General features: G+C 74.1%; 20 protein-coding genes. 10 read left to right on the top strand and 10 right to left on the bottom strand.

Going from position 1 to position 17,974, the window contains the following annotated elements:
• Nucleotides 1-39 precede the first annotated feature (39 nt).
• Nucleotides 40-597 (top strand): GNAT family N-acetyltransferase, encoded by a 558-nt coding sequence (locus K304_RS30960; protein WP_078529600.1) that lies wholly within the window; start codon nucleotides 40-42, stop codon nucleotides 595-597.
• A gap of 299 nt (nucleotides 598-896) precedes the next feature.
• On the opposite strand, the gene K304_RS0123815 is transcribed toward K304_RS30960, so the two are convergent.
• A complete protein-coding gene (locus tag K304_RS0123815) occupies nucleotides 897-1,403 on the bottom strand; it encodes a tetratricopeptide repeat protein (RefSeq protein ID WP_027765760.1) in 507 nt (168 codons plus the stop codon).
• Between the two features lie 92 nt (nucleotides 1,404-1,495).
• Between K304_RS0123815 and K304_RS0123810 the strand changes: the two genes are divergently transcribed.
• Together K304_RS0123810 and serC are read left to right on the top strand one after the other, a co-directional pair.
• Nucleotides 1,496-2,011 carry a GNAT family N-acetyltransferase gene (locus K304_RS0123810; RefSeq protein WP_027765759.1) on the top strand — a complete coding sequence of 172 codons (516 nt, stop codon included), beginning with the start codon at nucleotides 1,496-1,498 and terminating at the stop codon, nucleotides 2,009-2,011.
• An 86-nt stretch (nucleotides 2,012-2,097) separates the two neighbouring features.
• Nucleotides 2,098-3,216 carry a phosphoserine transaminase gene (gene serC, locus K304_RS0123805; protein WP_027765758.1) on the top strand — a complete coding sequence of 373 codons (1,119 nt, stop codon included), beginning with the start codon at nucleotides 2,098-2,100 and terminating at the stop codon, nucleotides 3,214-3,216.
• A 91-nt stretch (nucleotides 3,217-3,307) separates the two neighbouring features.
• Here the strand turns inward: serC and K304_RS0123800 are convergent, their stop codons facing one another.
• Both K304_RS0123800 and K304_RS30955 read right to left on the bottom strand, forming a co-directional pair.
• Nucleotides 3,308-4,168: an ABC transporter permease gene (locus K304_RS0123800; protein WP_027765757.1), complete on the bottom strand. Its 861-nt coding sequence runs from the start codon at nucleotides 4,166-4,168 to the stop codon at nucleotides 3,308-3,310.
• Nucleotides 4,165-5,220, bottom strand: coding sequence for a daunorubicin resistance protein DrrA family ABC transporter ATP-binding protein (locus K304_RS30955; protein WP_037791533.1), 1,056 nt, complete (start codon nucleotides 5,218-5,220; stop codon nucleotides 4,165-4,167). Before K304_RS30955 ends, K304_RS0123800 begins: the two co-directional genes overlap by 4 nt.
• Before the next feature lie 94 nt (nucleotides 5,221-5,314).
• Here K304_RS30955 and K304_RS30950 point away from each other — a divergent pair, with 94 nt between their 5' ends.
• The gene (locus K304_RS30950; protein WP_486591787.1) at nucleotides 5,315-6,088 is read left to right on the top strand and encodes a TetR/AcrR family transcriptional regulator; all 774 of its coding nucleotides are present in this window, start codon (nucleotides 5,315-5,317) and stop codon (nucleotides 6,086-6,088) included.
• A 13-nt stretch (nucleotides 6,089-6,101) separates the two neighbouring features.
• Here K304_RS30950 and K304_RS0123785 read toward each other — a convergent pair whose 3' ends face one another.
• Complete coding sequence (locus tag K304_RS0123785) at nucleotides 6,102-7,130, bottom strand: hypothetical protein (RefSeq protein WP_486591786.1); 1,029 nt, start codon at nucleotides 7,128-7,130, stop codon at nucleotides 6,102-6,104.
• A 140-nt stretch (nucleotides 7,131-7,270) separates the two neighbouring features.
• On the opposite strand from K304_RS0123785, the gene K304_RS30945 reads away from it, so the two are divergent.
• The 3 genes from K304_RS30945 (at nucleotide 7,271) to K304_RS0123770 (ending at nucleotide 10,118) form a co-directional block, all read left to right on the top strand.
• Nucleotides 7,271-7,978, top strand: coding sequence for a GDSL-type esterase/lipase family protein (locus K304_RS30945; RefSeq protein WP_051308814.1), 708 nt, complete (start codon nucleotides 7,271-7,273; stop codon nucleotides 7,976-7,978).
• 42 nt (nucleotides 7,979-8,020) lie between these two features.
• Nucleotides 8,021-9,016 carry an aldo/keto reductase gene (locus K304_RS0123775; protein ID WP_027765755.1) on the top strand — a complete coding sequence of 332 codons (996 nt, stop codon included), beginning with the start codon at nucleotides 8,021-8,023 and terminating at the stop codon, nucleotides 9,014-9,016.
• 247 nt (nucleotides 9,017-9,263) lie between these two features.
• Entirely contained in the window at nucleotides 9,264-10,118 is an 855-nt protein-coding gene (locus K304_RS0123770) for an aldo/keto reductase (RefSeq protein WP_027765754.1), read from the top strand.
• 157 nt (nucleotides 10,119-10,275) lie between these two features.
• On the opposite strand, the gene thpR is transcribed toward K304_RS0123770, so the two are convergent.
• From thpR to K304_RS0123745, 4 genes are all read right to left on the bottom strand, one after another.
• On the bottom strand, nucleotides 10,276-10,869 hold the full coding sequence (gene thpR, locus K304_RS0123760; protein WP_027765753.1) for an RNA 2',3'-cyclic phosphodiesterase: 594 nt from the start codon (nucleotides 10,867-10,869) through the stop codon (nucleotides 10,276-10,278).
• Nucleotides 10,870-10,908: 39 nt separating this feature from the next.
• On the bottom strand, nucleotides 10,909-11,250 hold the full coding sequence (locus K304_RS0123755) for a YrdB family protein (protein WP_027765752.1): 342 nt from the start codon (nucleotides 11,248-11,250) through the stop codon (nucleotides 10,909-10,911).
• A 72-nt stretch (nucleotides 11,251-11,322) separates the two neighbouring features.
• Nucleotides 11,323-12,792 carry an MFS transporter gene (locus K304_RS30940; RefSeq protein WP_199779662.1) on the bottom strand — a complete coding sequence of 490 codons (1,470 nt, stop codon included), beginning with the start codon at nucleotides 12,790-12,792 and terminating at the stop codon, nucleotides 11,323-11,325.
• Nucleotides 12,793-12,878: 86 nt separating this feature from the next.
• A complete protein-coding gene (locus tag K304_RS0123745) occupies nucleotides 12,879-13,355 on the bottom strand; it encodes a MarR family winged helix-turn-helix transcriptional regulator (protein WP_486591785.1) in 477 nt (158 codons plus the stop codon).
• Between the two features lie 138 nt (nucleotides 13,356-13,493).
• On the opposite strand from K304_RS0123745, the gene K304_RS0123740 reads away from it, so the two are divergent.
• Nucleotides 13,494-13,676: a hypothetical protein gene (locus tag K304_RS0123740; protein ID WP_027765750.1), complete on the top strand. Its 183-nt coding sequence runs from the start codon at nucleotides 13,494-13,496 to the stop codon at nucleotides 13,674-13,676.
• A gap of 19 nt (nucleotides 13,677-13,695) precedes the next feature.
• On the opposite strand, the gene K304_RS0123735 is transcribed toward K304_RS0123740, so the two are convergent.
• Entirely contained in the window at nucleotides 13,696-15,174 is a 1,479-nt protein-coding gene (locus K304_RS0123735) for an NCS2 family permease (RefSeq protein WP_027765749.1), read from the bottom strand.
• A 299-nt stretch (nucleotides 15,175-15,473) separates the two neighbouring features.
• Here K304_RS0123735 and K304_RS30935 point away from each other — a divergent pair, with 299 nt between their 5' ends.
• A complete protein-coding gene (locus tag K304_RS30935) occupies nucleotides 15,474-15,821 on the top strand; it encodes a DUF2530 domain-containing protein (protein ID WP_078529594.1) in 348 nt (115 codons plus the stop codon).
• 192 nt (nucleotides 15,822-16,013) lie between these two features.
• Here K304_RS30935 and K304_RS0123725 read toward each other — a convergent pair whose 3' ends face one another.
• Nucleotides 16,014-16,979, bottom strand: coding sequence for a dihydrodipicolinate synthase family protein (locus K304_RS0123725; protein WP_051308760.1), 966 nt, complete (start codon nucleotides 16,977-16,979; stop codon nucleotides 16,014-16,016).
• Nucleotides 16,980-17,051: 72 nt separating this feature from the next.
• Between K304_RS0123725 and K304_RS0123720 the strand changes: the two genes are divergently transcribed.
• Complete coding sequence (locus K304_RS0123720; RefSeq protein WP_027765746.1) at nucleotides 17,052-17,957, top strand: LysR substrate-binding domain-containing protein; 906 nt, start codon at nucleotides 17,052-17,054, stop codon at nucleotides 17,955-17,957.
• Nucleotides 17,958-17,974: the final 17 nt, after the last annotated feature.

Below are 17,974 nucleotides of genomic sequence, written 5' to 3'. Positions count from 1 at the left end.
GCACGTGAACCCTGGCGCGGAGGCGCATACGCTGCGGGGGTGATCGACCAAGGACACGTGGAGGAGGCCGGGCGGCGCATCACGCTGCGGGACGTCGAGGAGGAGAACTGGCGCGCCGTCGCGGACGTCGCGCCGTTCGACGAGCAGCGCGGCTTCGTCGCGGCGCTCGCCGCGCGCTACCTGCTGCTGTCGCTGTACGAGGGCCCGTGGCGTTCGCTGGGCGTGTACGCCGACGAGACGGTCGTCGGCCACGTGATGTGGGGCCGGGACGACGACGGCTCGCACTGGATCGGCGGCCTGCTCGTGGACCGCGCCGAGCAGGGCCGGGGCATCGGCCGCGCGCTGCTGCGCACCCTGCTCGGGTGGCTCGCCGCGCGGCCGGACTGCTGGGTGATCCGCATGACGTACCAGCGGTCCAACGTCGCGGCGCGCGGCCTGTACGAGTCGCTGGGCTTCGTGCCGGCCGGTTCGGTCGCGGCTGAGGGCGACGACGAGGAGGAGATCCTCGTCGAGATCAGCCCGGCGGCGGCCCGGCGCGCGGCCGCCGAGGGAGCCGCGGGCACTGCGGGCATGCCGGAGGCGCCGCCGGCCGGCTGACCGAGCGTGGCGCCCCTCACGGGCGCGCCGTGCGTCGCCGCGTCGCCGCGGGGACCCCGCAGGGGCACGGCGGGGGCAGGGGCGCGGCAGCGGAAGGCCCGTGCGGTGGCGCCACCCTCGAAGCGTGCACCACCTCCGCCGCTCCGGTTCCGGCCCGCTCGGCGACGACGTCGATGCTCGGGCGGAGTGTCGGGCGCGGGTAGTGCCGGGCCCCGGCGCGACGGCGGCACCCGCCTCGACGGACCGCGGGTCCTCCCGGTGCTCCCCGGGCACGCGCCAGGGGGTGCCGTACCCGCCTCTCACTGCTCGGGCGGCGGCTCCGCCAGCTCGCGGGCGTAACGGCCGACGGAGCGGGTGTAGGACGGGAGGTGGGGGGCGAGGGCGCCGAGCGCGACGCCGACGGCCTCGCGGGCGCGGCCCGCGTCGGCGAGGGCCAGGGCGAGGAAGGCGGCGACCGCGTCGTCCAGCGCGTCGGAGGCGGCGTCCCGTTCCGCGGTGAGGAGGGTGACGCTCTCGGCGGCGCGGCCGAGGTTCCGCAGCGTGCTGGCGTACTGGATGACCGCCTGCCGACGGCGGGGGCCGGCCAGGCCGCCGGCGAGGGCGTCCCGGTAGAGGCCGGCGGCCTCCGCCTCGTGGCCGAGGGCGTCGTGGACGGAGGCCCGTTCGTACTCCGCGACGGGGTGCCCGGCGGGCAGCTCCCGCACCAGCGCCGTCATGCGGGCGGAGAAGTCGCCGGGGGTGTGGGCGTCGAACGCGTCCCACAGCGCGGCGACGCGCCGTTCCCAGTCCGGGTCGGTGTCGTTCATGGCGGCAGCATGGCAGGGGCGGCCAGAGCCCGCCCCGCCGACCGGCGGAAAAGGCGTTGCCGCCGCCTGCGGGCCGCCCCCAGACTGTCCCGGTGCTGATCAGACGGGAGACGCCGGCCGACGTGCCGGCGGTGCGGGACGTGACCACGGCGGCGTTCGACCGCACGGACACGCCGGTGCCGGTCGAGGTGCCGCTGCTGGACGCGCTGCGCGGCTGCGAGGGCTGGCTGCCCGCGCTGTCCCTGGTGGCGACCGACCCGCAGGGCGCCGTGTCGGGGCACGTGGTGTGCACGCGCGGGCGGCTGGCGGAGGTGCCGGTGCTGGGGCTCGGCCCGCTGAGCGTGCATCCGAAGCACCAGCGGACGGGGGTCGGCTCCGCCCTGGTGCACGCCGTGCTGGGAGCGGCCGACGCGCTCGGCGAACCGCTGGTGGCGCTGTTGGGCGACCCGGCCTACTACGGCCGTTTCGGCTTCCGTCCCGCCACCGAGTACGGCATCGCCCCGCCCGATCCGGCCTGGACCACGGCCTTCCAGGTGAGGACGCTCAGCGCGTACGACCCGGCGATGCGCGGCACGTTCGCGTACGCGGAGCCCTTCTCGCAGGTGTGAACGCGCACCGGCCGCCGTCGCCGCGCCCGTCTCGCGGTGCGGACGAATCGGCCGGTGACCGGTGCGGAAGCACTACGCTCGCCACCGTGGCCGACATTCAGATTCCCGCTGACATCAAGCCCGCCGACGGTCGCTTCGGATCGGGTCCCTCCAAGGTGCGGACCGAGGCGCTGAGCGCGCTGGCCGACACCGGCACGTCCCTGCTCGGCACGTCCCACCGCAAGCCCCCGGTGAAGAACCTCGTGGGGCGCGTGCGCGAGGGCGTGCAGAGCCTGTTCCAGCTGCCCGAGGGCTACGAGGTCGTCCTCGGCAACGGCGGCTCCACCGCTTTCTGGGACATCGCCACCCACGGCCTGATCGAGCGCCGCTCGCAGCACCTGACCTTCGGCGAGTTCTCCTCGAAGTTCGCGAAGGCCGCCACGCTGGCGCCGTGGCTGGAGGAGCCCTCCGTGGTGTCCTCCGACCCGGGCACGCACCCGACGGCGCGCGCCGAGGCGGGCGTCGACGCGTACGCCCTCACGCACAACGAGACGTCGACCGGCGTGGCGATGCCGATCGAGCGGGTCGCGGGCGCCGACGAGGGCGCGCTGGTGCTGGTGGACGCCACCTCGGGTGCGGGCGGCCTGCCCGTGGACGTCGCCGAGACGGACGTCTACTACTTCGCGCCGCAGAAGTCGTTCGCCGCCGACGGCGGTCTGTGGATCGGCGTGTTCTCCCCCGCGGCGATCGAGCGGGCGGAGCGGATCGCCGCGTCCGACCGGCACGTCCCGGAGTTCTTCAACCTCGCGACGGCGATCGACAACAGCCGCAAGAACCAGACGTACAACACCCCGGCCGTCGCCACGCTGTTCCTGCTCGCCGACCAGCTGGAGTGGCTCAACGGGCACGGCGGCCTGGACTGGGCGGTGCGCCGCACCGCCGACTCGGCCCGCCGGCTGTACGGCTGGGCGGAGGAGCACAAGCACGCGTCGCCGTTCGTCGCCGACCCGGCGCAGCGCTCCGCCGTCGTCGGCACGATCGACTTCGACGAGGCCACGGACGCCGCCGCGGTCGCGAAGGTGCTGCGCGCCAACGGCGTCGTGGACACCGAGCCGTACCGGAAGCTGGGCCGGAACCAGCTGCGGGTGGCGATGTTCCCGGCGATCGAGCCAGCCGACGTGGAGGCGCTGACGGCCTGCGTGGACTACGTGATCGAGCGCCTCTGAGCGCGGATGCGGGACACGACCGGAGGGGCCCGGACGGCGCGCAGCCGTCCGGGCCCCTCCGTCTGCCGGCCCGCAGGGGACCGCGCCCGGCTCAGCGGCCGAGGCTCTGGTACTTGCGCACCGCGAGCGGCAGGAAGACGGCGGTGATGACGAGCGGCCACACGACGGCCATCAGCAGTGAGTGCTGCTCGATCCAGCTGTCGCCGAGCGGCATCGGGTTGCCGAACAGGTCGCGCACGGCGTTGGCCGTGGCGGAGACCGGGTTCCACATCGCGATCGCGCCGAGCCAGTCGGGCATGGCGGAGGGCGGGGTGAAGACGCTGGAGATCATTCCGAACGGGAAGGCCACGGCGAAGAGGTTGCCGGCCGCTTCCTGGTTGGGCGTGATCAGGCCGAGGTAGACGCCGATCCAGATGAGCGAGAAGCGCAGCAGCAACAGCAGCGCGAAGGCGGTCAGCGTGGCCGGCAGGCCGCCGTCCGAACGCCAGCCGACGACCAGTGCGATCACCGCGAGGACGAGCAGGTCGAGTCCGGCGTGCAGCACGTCGGAGACCCCGCGTCCGGTGACGACGGCGGACGGCGACATGGGCATCGACCGGAAGCGGTCGGTGACGCCGCGCTCCTTGTCGACGACGACGGCCATGGCGGTGTTCATGAAGCCGAACGCCATGGTCATCGCGAACATGCCGGGCATGGCGTACGTCGTGTACTCCACGCCCTCCCCGACGTCCATCGCGCTGCCGAAGACGTACACGAAGAGCAGCACGGACACGAGGGGGAAGCCGAGCTGCCAGGCGATCAGGGACGGTTGCTTGACCAGGTGGGTGAGGTCGCGGCGGACGATGGTCCAGCAGTCCGCGAACGCCCAGAAGAGGCGGCGTTCCGGGCCGTCCGGAGCGGAGGGGACGGGTGCGGCGGGTGCCGTGCCGGGTGTGGTCGTGGTGCCGCTCACGCCGCCACCGCCTTCGGGTCGGTCGGGCCGTTCGGGTCGGCGGTTTCGCCTGGGCCGGCGGGGTCGTCGGCCGGGCGGCCGGTGAGGGTGAGGAACACCTCGTCGAGCGTGGGTCGGCGCAGCCCGATGTCCTCGACGGCGATCCCGGCGTCCTGGAGGGCGCGGGCCACGTCGGTGAGTGCGGCGACCCGCTCCCGTACCGGTGCGTGGACGCGCAGGGTCTCGGTGTCGGTCTCGGGCTCGGCGCCGTCGGCGGCGACGCGGGCCACGGTCTTGGCGACGGCGGGGAGGTCGGCCGGTTCGGCGGCGACGACCTCGATGCGGTCGCCGCCGATGGCGCGCTTGAGCCCGGCCGGGGTGTCGTCGACGACGTTGGTGCCGCGGTCGATGACGGCGATCCGGTCGGAGAGCTTGTCGGCCTCGTCCAGGTAGTGGGTGGTGAGCAGGACGGTGGTGCCGCTCGCGGTGAGGGCCCGTACGGCCTCCCAGACCTCGCTGCGACCGCGCGGGTCGAGCCCGGTGGTCGGTTCGTCGAGGAACAGCACCTCGGGAGCCAGGATCATGCTGGCCGCGAGGTCGAGGCGGCGCCGCATGCCGCCGCTGAAGTCCTTGGGCTGCTTGTCGGCGGCGTCCGTGAGGCCGAACTGTGCCAGCAGTTCGGTCGCCCGGGTCCGGGCGCGGCGGTTGCCGAGGTGGAAGAGCCGGCCGAACATCTCCAGGTTCTGCCGGGCGGTGATGATCTCGTCGACCGCCGCGTTCTGTCCGGTGAGGCCGATGCGCCGGCGCACCCTGCGCGCCTCGCGCTGCACGTCGTACCCGCCGACGAGCGCGCGCCCGCCGTCGAGCCGGAGCAGTGTGCTGAGGATGCGCACGGCCGTGGTCTTGCCCGCGCCGTTGGGGCCGAGGAGGCCGTACACGCTGCCGCGCGGCACGGCGAGGTCGAAGCCGTCGAGGGCCTTGTGTCCGCCGGTTCCGCCCTTGCCGCCCTTGCCGCCGAACGACTTGTGCAGTCCTTCGGCGAGAACCGAGTAGTCGCTGCTGCTTCTGCCCACGGGGTCCCCCTTCCGAGAAACTGGGTACACCGTACCCACAGGAAAAGCGTACACCATACGCAGCGCGCGGCGCCTCCCTTACGATGGCCGGACGATGGGCGACGAGATGACGACGGCACACAGCGGAAGCGGCGACGTGCGGCGCGGCCTGGAACTCCTCTGGGGCGTGGGGGAGGCACCCACCCGGGGACCGAAACGCGGCCTCACGCTGGAGCGGATCGTCGAGACCGCCGTGTCCGTCGCCGACGCGGAAGGACTCGACGCCGTCTCGATGCGACGGGTCGCCACCGACCTGGGCGTCGGCACCATGTCCCTCTACCGGTACGTGCCCGGCAAGTCCGAACTGCTGGAGCTGATGCTCGATCACGTGCAGGCCGTCGACGAGGCGGAAGCGGCCGAACAGCGCGCGATGCCGCTGCGCGAACGCCTCCTCCGCCTCGGCAGCGGCATCTGGGACCTGTACGTCGGGCACCCCTGGCTGCTCCAGGTCAACCAGGCCCGTCCGCTCCTCGGGCCCAACGCCATGGCCGGTCTCGACCTGTCGATGTCCGGCCTGGAGGGGCTCGGCCTCACCGACCAGCAGCGGCTCTCCGTCATCGTCGCCGTCGAGAGCTACGTCAGCGGCTCCGCGCGCAACCACGTCAACGCGCTGGAGGCGGCGCGGCGCACCGGCGTGAGCGACGAGGAGTTCTGGGCCGCCCAGGCCCCCTTCCTCACCGAGGCCATGCAGAGCGGCGGCTTCCCCTCGCTGGCAGAGCTCGACGAGGACACCTTCGACGTGGCCGGCGACGCCCTCTTCGCGTTCGGCCTGGCCCGGCTCGTCGACGGCATCGCCGACTTCGTCGAGACCGCCGGCGCGGACGTGTGAGCGACCGGGCCCGTCAGTCGCGCCTGCGGCCGAACACCCGCCGCAGCGACAGCCAGATCACGGTCGCGGCGGCGAAGACGATCGCGCCCACCACCAGGTCGCGCTCCTCGCCCCCCTCGCCCTCCCGGGGCGGCGCGCCGTCGGAGCTCCGCTCCGCCTTCTCCCGCTGCGCGGCGGCGGACTCCGGCAGCGCCTCACCCTCCAACTCCTGCGGCGCGACACGGCTGTTGGAGCCCTCCGAGCCGAACATGAGCGTGTCGCCGTCCAGCGTGAACGTCACCGACTCGCCCTGCCCGAACGTCGACACCGGCACCGAGCCGACGGGCTCCGGACGCCCTTCGTCCGTCCACCGGTACATCTCGGAGCCGAAGTAGCTGCGCAGCACCAGCCGGGAACCGTCCGGGGAGAACGCCCCGTCCGTCGCCTCGATGTCCACGTCCGCGATGCGGGCGAACTCGTTCACGCCCGACGCCGTCAGTTCCTCCGGGCCGGCATAGACGCCGGCGCTCCGTTCGCTCTTGCTCGCCAGATAGACCCGGCCCGTCTCCGGATGCACCATCAGCGACTCGGCGTCACGCGGCCCGTCGGCGTACCTGACGGTGTAGCGGGTGGGCGTGACGGTCGTGTCGCGCAGCCGCTCCGGCTCGGCGAAGCGGTAGATCCACACCTCGCTCCAGCCGCCGCCCAGGTTGTCGCCGATGTCGCCGACGAACACGTCGCCGTCGGGCCCCACCGACACCGCCTCCACGTCACGCGGCTCGACGCCCTCGAGGGTGACGGTCGCGACGGTCCTGCCGGTGCCACCGTCCACGGCGTACACGTACGGGCCGTCGTCGGAGTCGTTGTGCGTCCAGTAGACGCCGGGGTGCGCCCGGCTGGCGGCGAGCCCGCTGGACTCGGTGATGCGGGGGTCCTCGAGGGTGAAGGCCGACGGCTCCTCCGCCGACGACGCGGCGCCGGCGGCCCCGGCACCGGCCCCGAGACCGAGGGCGCCCCCCACGACGACTGCACCGACCACCCGCGCGAACCCCTGAATCCCCATGCGCCAAGAGTGCCATCCCGCCAGGCCGCTCCGGCGCGCGACGGCGCCGCGCGGACGCGGACGCGCGCGCGGGCGGCGGCGGGCGCGGCGGGTGACAGGGGCCACGGCCGGCGGGCCGCCCCGTGCGGCAGAATGCGGCGATGCGCATCATGCCCGTCGGCGACTCCATGACCATCGGCAGCGCCGGCGAGCACCCCTGGCGGTGCCGGCTGTGGCAGCACCTCACCGCGACGGCCGCACCCGCCCCCGTACGGTTCGTCGGCCCGCACACCGCTCTCCACGACGGCTCCGAGGCGTACGCCGACCCCGCCCTCCCCGCGGCGGCCCGCGGCCACCTGGCCGTGTGGGGCACCGGCTGGCAGCACCACGCGCCCGCCGTCGCCGACGCCGTCCGCGCGCACCGGCCGGACACGCTGCTGGTGTCCCTGGGCCTGATAGACCTCGGCTTCTACACCGACCCCGACCAGACGGCGGCCCACGTGCACCGGTTCGTCGCCGGCGCACGCCGGGCCGACCCGCACGTCCGCGCCGCGCTGCTGCCCGTCCTGCCCAACATACGCGCGGCCACCGACACCGCCTTCGCCGCGCAGGTGCGGCGCTTCAACGAACTGCTGGCGAAGGCCGTCGCGGACCTCTCGACACCGGCCTCCCCGCTGCTGCTCGCCTCCGAGCCCGCGCACTGGGAACACGCCCGGGACACCCACGACGGCACCCACCCGTCGTCCCGCGGCGCACACCGCATCGCCGCCGCGTTCGCCGCCGCGCTGCACCAGGCGTGGGAGATCGGCGGCCCGTACCCGCACCCCCGCCCGGCGCCGGACGCCCCGGTCGCGACGCCGCTCCCGTAGACGCTTGCCTCGAGTCCCCTCCAAGGCGTTGGCTTGGGTCTCATGAAGTACACGCAGCTGGGACGCACCGGGCTCAAGGTCAGCCGACTCGTACTCGGCACGATGAACTTCGGCCCGCAGACCGACGAGGCCGACAGCCACGCCATCATGGACGCCGCGCTCGACGCGGGCGTCAACTTCTTCGACACCGCCAACGTCTACGGGTGGGGCGAGAACAAGGGCCGCACCGAGGAGATCCTCGGCAGCTGGCTCGCCCAGGGCGGCGGACGCCGCGACCGGACCGTGCTGGCCACCAAGGTCTACGGCAACATGGGCGCGGACGGCGCGGCCTGGCCCAACCACGACAAGCTGTCCGCGGTGAACATCCGCCGCGCGGTCGACGCCAGCCTCAAGCGGCTGCAGACCGACCACATCGACCTGTACCAGTTCCACCACGTCGACCGTGCGACGCCGTGGGAGGAGATCTGGCAGGCCGTCGACGTGCTGGTGCAGCAGGGCAAGATCCTCTACGCCGGCTCGTCCAACCACGCCGGCTGGCACCTCGCGCAGGCCAACGAGACCGCCGCCCGGCGCGGCAGCCTCGGACTGGTCAGCGAGCAGTGCCTGTACAACCTCGCCGAACGGCGCGCCGAGATGGAGGTCATCCCGGCCGCGCAGGGCTACGGCCTCGGCGTCATCCCCTGGTCGCCGCTGCACGGCGGCCTCCTGGGCGGCGCGATCCGGAAGGCGGAGGAGGGCGGCGGCGCGCGGACGGCGTCCGGCCGTGCGGCCGACGCGCTCGCCAACGCATCCTCCCGGGAGCAGATCCAGGCGTACGAGGACCTGCTCGACAAGCACGGCCTGGAGCCGGGCGAGGCGGCGCTCGCCTGGCTGCTGACCCGTCCCGGCGTCACGGGCCCGATCGTCGGCCCGCGTACGGCGGAACAGCTCGCCTCGGCCGTCCGCGCCGTGGACCTGGAGCTGAGCGACGAGGTGCTGGACGGCCTCGACGCGATCTTCCCCGGCCCGGGGCCCTCCCCGGAGGCCTTCGCCTGGTGACGCACCCGCCGGTGTGTGCCGCCCGTCGCCCCCGGCGGGCGGCACACGCAGGCGGCGTCCTGGACGGCCTCGTCGGGAGGCGGTCCAGGGGGATGACGTTCCCGCGCCGAGGCGCCGGAGGTGCACCGCCCGCGGAATGCGGTGGACGAGCGCGGGTACGACGGTGAGCCTGAGGGGGCCTGAAGGACCTGGAGCGCGGCGCGGAAGCCGCGCGCTGTCGGAGGCCGGACGAGAGGACACGTGAAGGATGCAGACCCGCCGTATCGGGGATCGCGTGGTCGGGGCGGTCGGTCTCGGCGCCATGCCCCTGTCCGTCGAGGGACGGCCGGACGAGGACCGGGCCTTCGCGACGATCCACGCCGCGCTGGACGCGGGAGTGACCCTGATCGACACCGCGGACGCCTACTACGCGCAGGCCGACGGCGTCGGCCACAACGAAGCGCTGGTCGCGAAGGCGCTCGCCGCGCACGACCGGGGCGGTGACGTGCTGGTCGCCACCAAGGGCGGCCATCTCCGGCCGGACGGCGGCTGGACGGTCGACGGCTCGCCGGAGCACCTGCGGCGCGCCTGCGAGGCGTCGCTGGCGCGGCTGGGCGTGGAGGCGATCGGGCTGTACCAGTTCCACCGGCCCGACCCCTCGGTGCCGTACGCGGAGTCGCTGGGGGCGCTGAGCGAGCTGCTGTCCGAGGGGAAGATCCGCATGGCCGGCGTCTCGAACGTCGATCCGGGCCTGATCCGGCTGGCCCACGACATCCTCGGCGAGAACCTGGTGTCCGTGCAGAACCAGTTCTCGCCGGCGTTCCGTTCCAGTGAGCCGGAGCTGCGGCTGTGCGACGAGTTGGGGCTCGCGTTCCTGCCGTGGAGTCCGCTGGGCGGCATGTCCCGGGCGGGCGGCCTGGGTTCGGCCCACACGGCGTTCGCCCGGATCGCCGAGGAGCATGGGGTGAGCCCGCAGCGGGTGTGCCTGGCGTGGATGCTCGCGAAGTCGCCGCACGTCGTCCCGATCCCGGGCGCCAGCCGGCCCGAGACGGTGCGCGACTCGGCCGCGGCGGCGGACCTCGCCCTCACGGACGAGGAGATCGCCGCGCTCGACTCCGCCTGAGGACCCGTCCCGTCGGGGGCCCGGGCCTGCTGTCTGCGCCGGCGGTCAGCCGCCGAGGGCGGCGGCGACGGCGACGGCGATGAGGAGGAGCACGAGGGCGGCGCTGACGACGCGCGTGCGGGTCTTGGCGTTCACGCGCCCACGGTAGCGGGCGCGGTCAGCCGCCCAGCGGCCAGGCGGCGATCGGCGCGTAGTGAGGCTGCTCACCCGGCACGCCGCTCGCGGGCAGCCGGCTGTGGACGAGCGTCAGCTCGGGTGCGGTCCACGGGTCGCTCTCGAAGCCGCCGAGTGCCTCGACGTACGGACGCAGGTCGGTGGCGGCCCCGTCGGACGGCCCCCGGACGCGGCCGCGGGCGCGGGCGAGCGTGAGGTGCGCACGGAACGGGCGGCCCGCCTCCCTCTGCACGCCGCTGCGGCGCCCGGCGGCCTGCGCGGCCTGGGCCAGCCGTTCCAGGGCGCGGCGGTCGCCGTCCGCCCCCACCCACAGGGCGCGGTCGCCGAACCGTCCGGCGCCGGAGAGACGCAGGTGGAGGGGGCTGCTGCGCCGGGCGGCGCGGGCGAGCCGTTCGCGCAGGTCGGGGAGGGTGTGTGCGTCGTCGACCTCGCCGTAGAAGGCGAGGGTGAAGTGCCAGCCCTCGCGGTGGGTCCAGCGGAGCCGGTCCGCGCCCGGGAGGGCGTGCAGCGGGGCGACGGCTCCGGCGAGTGCGGCGACCGCCGGGTCGGGCGGCAGCAGGGCGGCGAACAGGCGCATGCCGTCACGGTACGGCTCGCCGTCGCCCGCCTGGACCGGTCACTCGCGCCAGGGCGCCCGTAGCGTGGCGTTGGCCACGAAGAGTCCGGCGAGGACGGCCGCCCACTCCGGACGGCCCGCGGCGGCGAGCGCGGCGGCTCCGGTGCCGAACCAGAGCACCTCCAGCAGTACCCGTGTACCGCCCCTGGCCGGGTGGGGCGCCTTGGGCGAGCCGAAGAGCGCCCAGACGACGGCCAGGGCCGCCGGGGCGGACACCGTCAGCAGGATGCGGACCGCTCCGGAATCGGCCACGGTGCAACCCCAGTAGCCCGCGGAGGCGTACACCGCGAGTTCGAGCAGGAACATCAGCAGCAGGTTGAGGGCTCTGAGCACGGGGCTCATGCGCACACCTCGGTCGTCGGTCGGAGCCGGGCGGCGGCCGGCGCCCCGTGTGCGGGCACCGGCCGTCGTGTGTCAGGCCGCGGTGGGGACGCGGGCACGGTCCGGGGCGGGCTCTCCGGACGAGGGCACCGGACCGGTGGCACCGGCCCCGACGGCGGCGGGCACTCCGGAGGGCTGCTCCTCCCGCGGGACGAACGTCAGCACGCGACGGCCGTTCCGGGGCCGGAAGGCCAGCCGCAGGCCGCTGGCGCGCGCCAGTGCCAGGGCCACGCCCACCGCGACGAGTGCCGAGACCAGGCCGCCGGCGAGGAAGCCGGCCCGCGCGCCGTAGGTGTCGGTGAGCCAGCCCATGATGGGCCCGCCGATCGGGGTGCCGCCGACGAAGACCATCATGTACAGGCTCATCACCCGGCCGCGCATCGTCGGGTCGGAGGCGAGCTGCACGCTGGAGTTGGCGGTGACGTTGAAGGTCATGCCCATCACGCCGATGGGCAGCATGACCGCGGCGAACAGCCAGAACGACGGGGTGAGGGCGGCGGCCATCTCCAGGACGCCGAACAGCAGCGCGGCGCCCAGCATCAGCCGCATGCGGCTGACCGCCCGCCGGGCCGCGAACAGCGCGCCCGCCAGCGAGCCGATCGCGATCAGCGTGTTGAGCAGGCCGTACGTCCCGGCGCCCTCCTCGAAGACGCGGTCGGTGAACGCGGTCAGCCAGATGGGGAAGTTGAAGCCGAAGGTGCCGATGAAGCCGACCAGCACGATCGGCCACAGCAGGTCGGGGCGGCTGCGGACGTAGGCGAGCCCCTCACGCAGCTGGCCCTTGCTGCGCGGGGCACGTTCGGTGGCGTGCAGCTCGCCGGTCCGGATCATCAGCAGGCCCGCGATGGGCGCGAGGAAGGACAGCCCGTTGAAGAGGAACGCCCAGCCGCTGCCCACCGCGGTGATCATCACGCCGGCGACGGCGGGGCCGACCAGCCGGGCGCTCTGGAAGTTCGCGGAGTTCAGCGAGACGGCGTTGCGCAGCATGCGCGGGCCGACCATCTCGGAGACGTAGGTCTGCCGGGTCGGGTTGTCGACGACCGTGGCGAGGCCGAGGGCGAAGGCGAGGGCGTAGACGTGCAGGACGTGCACGTGTCCGCTGAGCGTGAGCGCGGCGAGCACCAGGCCGGTGACGCCCATCGTGGACTGGGTGAGCAGCAGCAGCCGCCGCTTGTTGCAGCGGTCGGCGATGACGCCGCCGTAGAGGCCGAAGAGCAGCATCGGCAGGAACTGGAGGGCGGTGGTGATGCCGACGGCGGTGGCGGAGCCGGTGAGGCTGAGCACGAGCCAGTCCTGGGCGATCCGCTGCATCCAGGTGCCGGTGTTGGAGACGGCCTGGCCGAGGAAGAAGAGGCGGTAGTTCCGCACCCGGAGGGAGCTGAACATCGAGGTCTTCGACGGCGCTTCGCCGGTGGCATCCGTGGGTGCGGGGGCGGGCCGGGGGGTGTCGGCGGTGGTGTCGTGCGGCGCGGGTGCGGAGTCTGCTCCGTGGCCCGAACTCAAGGGTGGCCTCCTCGTGGTGTTCTCCTTCGGCAGAGGTGCGGTCGTCGTCCTCGGAGCGTCGTCCTCTGTAAAAGGTGCGGTCGTCGTTACAGGTGCGCGAGTTTCTCCAGGACGGGCGCGGCCTCGCGCAGCTTCGCCCATTCGTCCTCGTCGAGCCCGCCGGCCAGCTCCGCCAGCCAGGCGTTCCGCTTGGTGCGGCTCGCCGCGAGCATCGACTCGGCCTGCTCCGTCTGGGTGACCACCTTCTGGCGGCGGTCCTCCGGGTGCGGTTCCAGGCGGACGAGCCCCTTGCCTTCGAGCATCCCGACGATGCGGGTCATCGACGGGGGCTGGACGTGCTCCTTGCGCGCCAGCTCGCTGGGCGTGGCCGAGCCGCAGCGGGCGAGGGTGCCGAGCACCGACATCTCGGTCGGGCTCAGCGACTCGTCGACCCGCTGGTGCCGCAGGCGCCGGGAGAGGCGCATCACGGCGGAGCGGAGCGCGTTGACCGCCGCGGCGTTCTCCGCGGTGAGGTCGGTGTCGGGCATCGCTGCGAGCGTGCCACCAGAGGACGGTTCCGGCATGTCATTAGCATAACTCATTACCCGCGCTAACGACCAGCCTCTTTCGAGCGGGTTTGACGAGCGCCTGGTCACACGTACGGGTGAGCTCGTACGGGAAAACGACACGCGCCGCGGGCCGGGTCGCGGACCGTGGGAGGCATGAATTCCACGGTGCTCAGTCTGCGCATGGACAGCGAGCTGTGCGCACGACTTCACGATCACGCCGCCCGGCGGGGCATGAGCGTGCAGGACTACGTGATACGCACGCTGGTCCGCGAGGACTTCGACCAGCGCTTCCACGCGGCCGTCGAGGAGACGGATCGTTTCTACGGCCGCGCCTGACGCGGGGAGCGCCGCCCGCTCAGACGCCGAGCAGCTGCTCGATCGGGCCGAGCAGGAAGTACACCAGGAAGCACAGGCCGACGACGTTCAGCAGCCAGGGCACCGAGCGGAAGCGTCCGGTGGCGGCGCGCAGCAGGATGAAGGCGAGCACGCCGATGCCGATGCCGTTGGTGATGCTGTAGGTGAACGGCATCGAGACCAGGGTGAGGAACGCCGGGATGCCGACGGTGGGGTCGGCCCAGTCGATCTCCCGCACGTTCGAGGCCATGATCAGGAAGCCGACGACGACCAGCGCGGGCGTCGCCGCCTGCGACGGCACCACGGTGGCCAGCGGCGTCAGGACCAGGGTGAGCAGGAAGAGGCCGCCGGTGACCAGGTTGGCGAGTCCGGTGCGCGCGCCCTCGCCGACGCCTGCGGTGGACTCGACGAAACAGGTGTTCGCCGAGCAGGAGCCGAAGCCGCCGCCGGCCACGGCGGCGCCGTCCACCATGAGGATGCGACCCATGCCGGGCAGCTGACCGTTCCGGTCGGTCAGCCCGGACTCCTCGCCGACGCCGATCACCGTGCCCATCGCATCGAAGAAGCCGGACAGCAGCACGGTGAAGACGAAGAGGGATCCGGTGAGGACGCCGACCTCCTCGAACCCGCCGAACAGGCTGATGTCGCCGATCAGGCCGAAGTCGGGCGAGCCGATCACGTCGTCCGGGACGTTCGGCACCGCCAGACCCCACGCGGCGTCGGGGATCACGGCCAGCGCGTTGACCACGACCGCGGCCACCGTCGCCACCGCGATGCCGATGAGGATGGCGCCGCGCACCTTGCGGACCACCAGCACGCACATCAGCGCGAGGCCCAGCACGAAGACCAGCACCGGCCAGCCCTCCAGCCGGCCGCCCTCGCCGAGGCCGAGCGGGACGGTGGTGTGGGCGGAGTCGGGGTTGCGGGTGACGAAGCCGGAGTCGACCAGGCCGATCAGGGTGATGAAGAGGCCGATGCCGATGGCGATCGACCGGCGCAGCCCGTTCGGGATGGCGTCCATGACGCGCTGCCGCAGACCGGAGGCCACGAGGACCATCAGCACCAGACCGGCGAGGACGACCATGCCCATGGCGTCCGGCCAGCTCATCTTCGGCGCGAGCTGGAGCGAGACGACGGCGTTGATGCCGAGCCCGGCGGCGAGCGCGATGGGCACGTTGCCGATCAGGCCCATCAGCAGCGTGGTCAGCCCGGCCATCAGCGCGGTGGCCGTCACCAGTTCCGCGTTGTCGAGTTGGTGGCCGAACTTGTCCGTTCCGGCCCCGAGGATGATGGGGTTGAGGATGACGATGTAGGCCATCGCGAAGAAGGTGGCGAGCCCGCCGCGCACCTCCCGGCCGAAGCTGGAGCCGCGCTCGGACACCCGGAAGAAGCGGTCCAGGGCGGCGGAGCGCCCGGAGGGCCCGTCCGGAGCGTCGGGCTGTGGCGCGTGGGTGAGCGTCTTGCCGGCCGTGGGGGACATGCGTGACCTCGGTGGTGCGGGCGCGCGACGGGCGCGAAGGGTGGCGGTGCGAGGTGCCGGCTTGGAGCTTCCGACGAGGAAAACCAGCCAGGCACAGATGGTTGCAGTATGAACAGATGATGCGCGCGAACGCCATCTCCGCGCGTAGACCACGCCGGAGGCAGGTCGGGGCGAAGGCCGCGGGCTCCGGCCGCGGCGCGCGGCCGGAGCCGGGCCGAACGCCCGACCGGGCCTGCAACCGGACCCGGCGCCGCACGCCCTAAGCTGGGTGCGACGGGCGAGCGGAGGAGCCGGAGCGCATGGGTCTGATCAGCAAGTGGACGGACGGCGAACGCGACGCCCCCGAGCCGCTCGAGGGGCCCGTCGTCGGCACCGTGGTCACCGGCACGCTCGTCTGGTTCCTGCTCTTCGTCGGCCAGCTCCCGTTCCACGGCTGGTTCTCCGACCACGGCCACACGTGGTGGATCTGGACCTGCGCCGCGGGCGCCGGGCTCGGCCTGGTCGGCCTGCTGTACGTCCGCCGCCGCGATGCCGCGCTGCGCCGCGAAGCGGCGGCGGAGCCGGCGGCCGACCGGTCCGCGGGCGAAGCGGCGGAGCCGGCCCCGGGCCCGGCGAGGGGAACCGGCCGGCGCGCACCGGCCGAATAGGCGGGCGCCAGGGGGGCTGCCCGGGCGAACACGCTGCGGTCCCGCCCGCCGGCGCCCGCGACGCGGCGCGTCACAGCGACCGCGAGGCGGCTCCGGTGGCGGTGGTGGCGTCGCGGCGGTATCCGGGCCTCACGCCCTGCGGAACGTGGAGCGCGCAGAGCCCCCGGCCCGGAGCCGAAGGGACACGCTCGGTCAGACGGCGGCCAGGGCCGGTGCCGACGCCTCCGCCCACTCGGTGGCCCGGTACAGCGCGGCGTCCACCGCCGCGGCCGACGCCGGCAGCAGCGGCAGCCGCACGTCCGGGCTGGGAATGCGGCCCTGCGCGTGCAGCACGCCCTTCACCACCGTCGGGTTCGGCTCCGTGAACACCGCCGACGCCAGCCGCACCGCCCCGCGCCCGAGTTCCCGCGCCCGCACCACGTCGCCGTCCCGCCACGCCGCGACCAGCTCCGCCCACCGCGCGGTGCACAGGTGCGCGGAGGCGAGGATGCCGCCCTGGCCGCCGAGCGCGAGCAGCGGCGGCAGGTACGCGTCGTCCCCGCCCAGCACGGCGAAGCCGTGGGACGCGGGCGGCGGGTCGGCGAGCAGGTTCACGGTGTCGGCGTCGATGCCGCCGACGGCGTGCTTGACCCCGGCGATGTTCGGCAGCGCCGCCAGTTCCCGGAGCGTGTCCGCGCCGATCCGCTGCCCGGTGCGGTACGGGATGTTGTAGACGACCAGCGGGACCGGGCTGTGTGCGGCGAGTGCGCCGAAGTGCGCCAGCACGCCCGCCTCGGAGGGCCGCACGAACGACGGCACGGTCACCAGGGCGGCGCCGATCTCCGGCCGGCCGCCGAGCGCGGCCAGCTCGCGGACGCTCGCCCGGGTCGAGGAGGAACCGGCGCCGACGACGAGGCTCGCGCCGCGCTCCCGGCACACCCGCACGCAGACGTCCACCACCGCCCGGCGCTCCTCGTCCTCCAGCGCGCCCGGCTCGCCCGTGGTGCCCAGGGCCACCAGCCCGTCGGCGCCGTCGTCGAGCACCTGATGCGCCAGCCCCTCCAGCGCGTCGGCCGCCAGGTCGCCCTGCGCGGTGAAGGGGGTGACCAGCGGCACGTGGAGGCCCGAGAGGGCGGGCCCGGGGGAGGCGGGCGCGGCGAGGGCGGCGGTGGCATCCATGCCACCGAGCGTCCCCCGCCCACTGCCGGGGCGTCCATCTCGAACTTCTGCGGTGGACCGTAAGCTGAGCTGATGCTCGACGTACGGCGGCTCCGCCTGCTGCGGGAACTCTCCCACCGGGGCACGATCGCCGCGGTCGCGGAGGCGATGGCGTACACGCCGTCGGCCGTCTCGCAGCAGCTCTCCGTGCTCGAACGCGAGGCGGGCGTGCCGCTGCTGGAGCGTACCGGGCGGCGCGTCGCGCTGACCGAGGCGGGCCACGCGCTGGTCGTCCACGCGGACGCCGTACTGGAGCGGCTGGAGCAGGCCACCTCGGAGCTGGCGGGCATCCGCCGCGAGCCGTCCGGTCCGCTGCGCATCGGCACCTTCACCTCCGCCGCCCGGCTGCTGCTGCCGGAGGCGCTGGCGCGCCTGGCCGACACGCTGCCCCGGCTGGAGCCGCTGGTCAGCGAGATCGACCCGGCCCACGTCGCGGACGACCTGCGGTCCGGCGCGCTGGACGTGGCGCTCCTCCAGCACTACGAGGCGGAACCGCCGCCGCCCCCACCGGGGCTGAGCACGGTGCCGCTGTGCACGGAGCGGATGTACCTGGCCTCCCCCGCGCGGTGGAAGCCGCCGCCCGGCGGCCGGCACGCGGTGCGCGGCTGGCGCGAGGCGCCGTGGATCACCGCCACGCGCGGCACGCTGTGCCACGACGCGGCACTGGAACACTGCGCGGCCGAGGGGTTCGAGCCGCGCACGGTGCACCACGTCGACGACTTCGGCGCGGTGCTGGCGCTGGTCGCGGTGGGCATGGGCGTGGCGTTCGTCCCCGAACTCGGCGTGGCGGACGGGCTGCCGGACGGGGCGGTGCTGGCGGAACTGGGCGCCTACCGCTGCACCGAGGTCGCCTTCCGCCGCGGCGCCGAGGGCCATCCGGGCGTCACGGCCTTCGCCCACGCCCTGCTGGCCGCCGTCCCGCCGACCATGCGGGGTTGACTCCGGCGCCCGGCACG

The organism is Streptomyces sp. CNS606, assembly GCF_000426325.1.
Note: the sequence above shows the minus strand (reverse complement) of the source record. Positions and strands in the feature narration are given on the sequence as shown.

Coding starts and splice junctions, on each gene's coding strand:
- K304_RS0123815 (WP_027765760.1), bottom strand. CDS start 1,403: ATGAACGACACCGACCCGGACTGGGAACGGCGCGTCGCCGCGCTGTGG.
- K304_RS30950 (WP_486591787.1), top strand. CDS start 5,315: ATGGGCGACGAGATGACGACGGCACACAGCGGAAGCGGCGACGTGCGG.
- K304_RS0123785 (WP_486591786.1), bottom strand. CDS start 7,130: ATGGGGATTCAGGGGTTCGCGCGGGTGGTCGGTGCAGTCGTCGTGGGG.
- K304_RS30945 (WP_051308814.1), top strand. CDS start 7,271: ATGCGCATCATGCCCGTCGGCGACTCCATGACCATCGGCAGCGCCGGC.
- K304_RS0123775 (WP_027765755.1), top strand. CDS start 8,021: ATGAAGTACACGCAGCTGGGACGCACCGGGCTCAAGGTCAGCCGACTC.
- K304_RS0123770 (WP_027765754.1), top strand. CDS start 9,264: ATGCAGACCCGCCGTATCGGGGATCGCGTGGTCGGGGCGGTCGGTCTC.
- thpR (WP_027765753.1), bottom strand. CDS start 10,869: ATGCGCCTGTTCGCCGCCCTGCTGCCGCCCGACCCGGCGGTCGCCGCA.
- K304_RS0123755 (WP_027765752.1), bottom strand. CDS start 11,250: ATGAGCCCCGTGCTCAGAGCCCTCAACCTGCTGCTGATGTTCCTGCTC.
- K304_RS0123745 (WP_486591785.1), bottom strand. CDS start 13,355: ATGCCGGAACCGTCCTCTGGTGGCACGCTCGCAGCGATGCCCGACACC.
- K304_RS0123740 (WP_027765750.1), top strand. CDS start 13,494: ATGAATTCCACGGTGCTCAGTCTGCGCATGGACAGCGAGCTGTGCGCA.
- K304_RS0123735 (WP_027765749.1), bottom strand. CDS start 15,174: ATGTCCCCCACGGCCGGCAAGACGCTCACCCACGCGCCACAGCCCGAC.
- K304_RS30935 (WP_078529594.1), top strand. CDS start 15,474: ATGGGTCTGATCAGCAAGTGGACGGACGGCGAACGCGACGCCCCCGAG.
- K304_RS0123725 (WP_051308760.1), bottom strand. CDS start 16,979: ATGGATGCCACCGCCGCCCTCGCCGCGCCCGCCTCCCCCGGGCCCGCC.
- K304_RS0123720 (WP_027765746.1), top strand. CDS start 17,052: ATGCTCGACGTACGGCGGCTCCGCCTGCTGCGGGAACTCTCCCACCGG.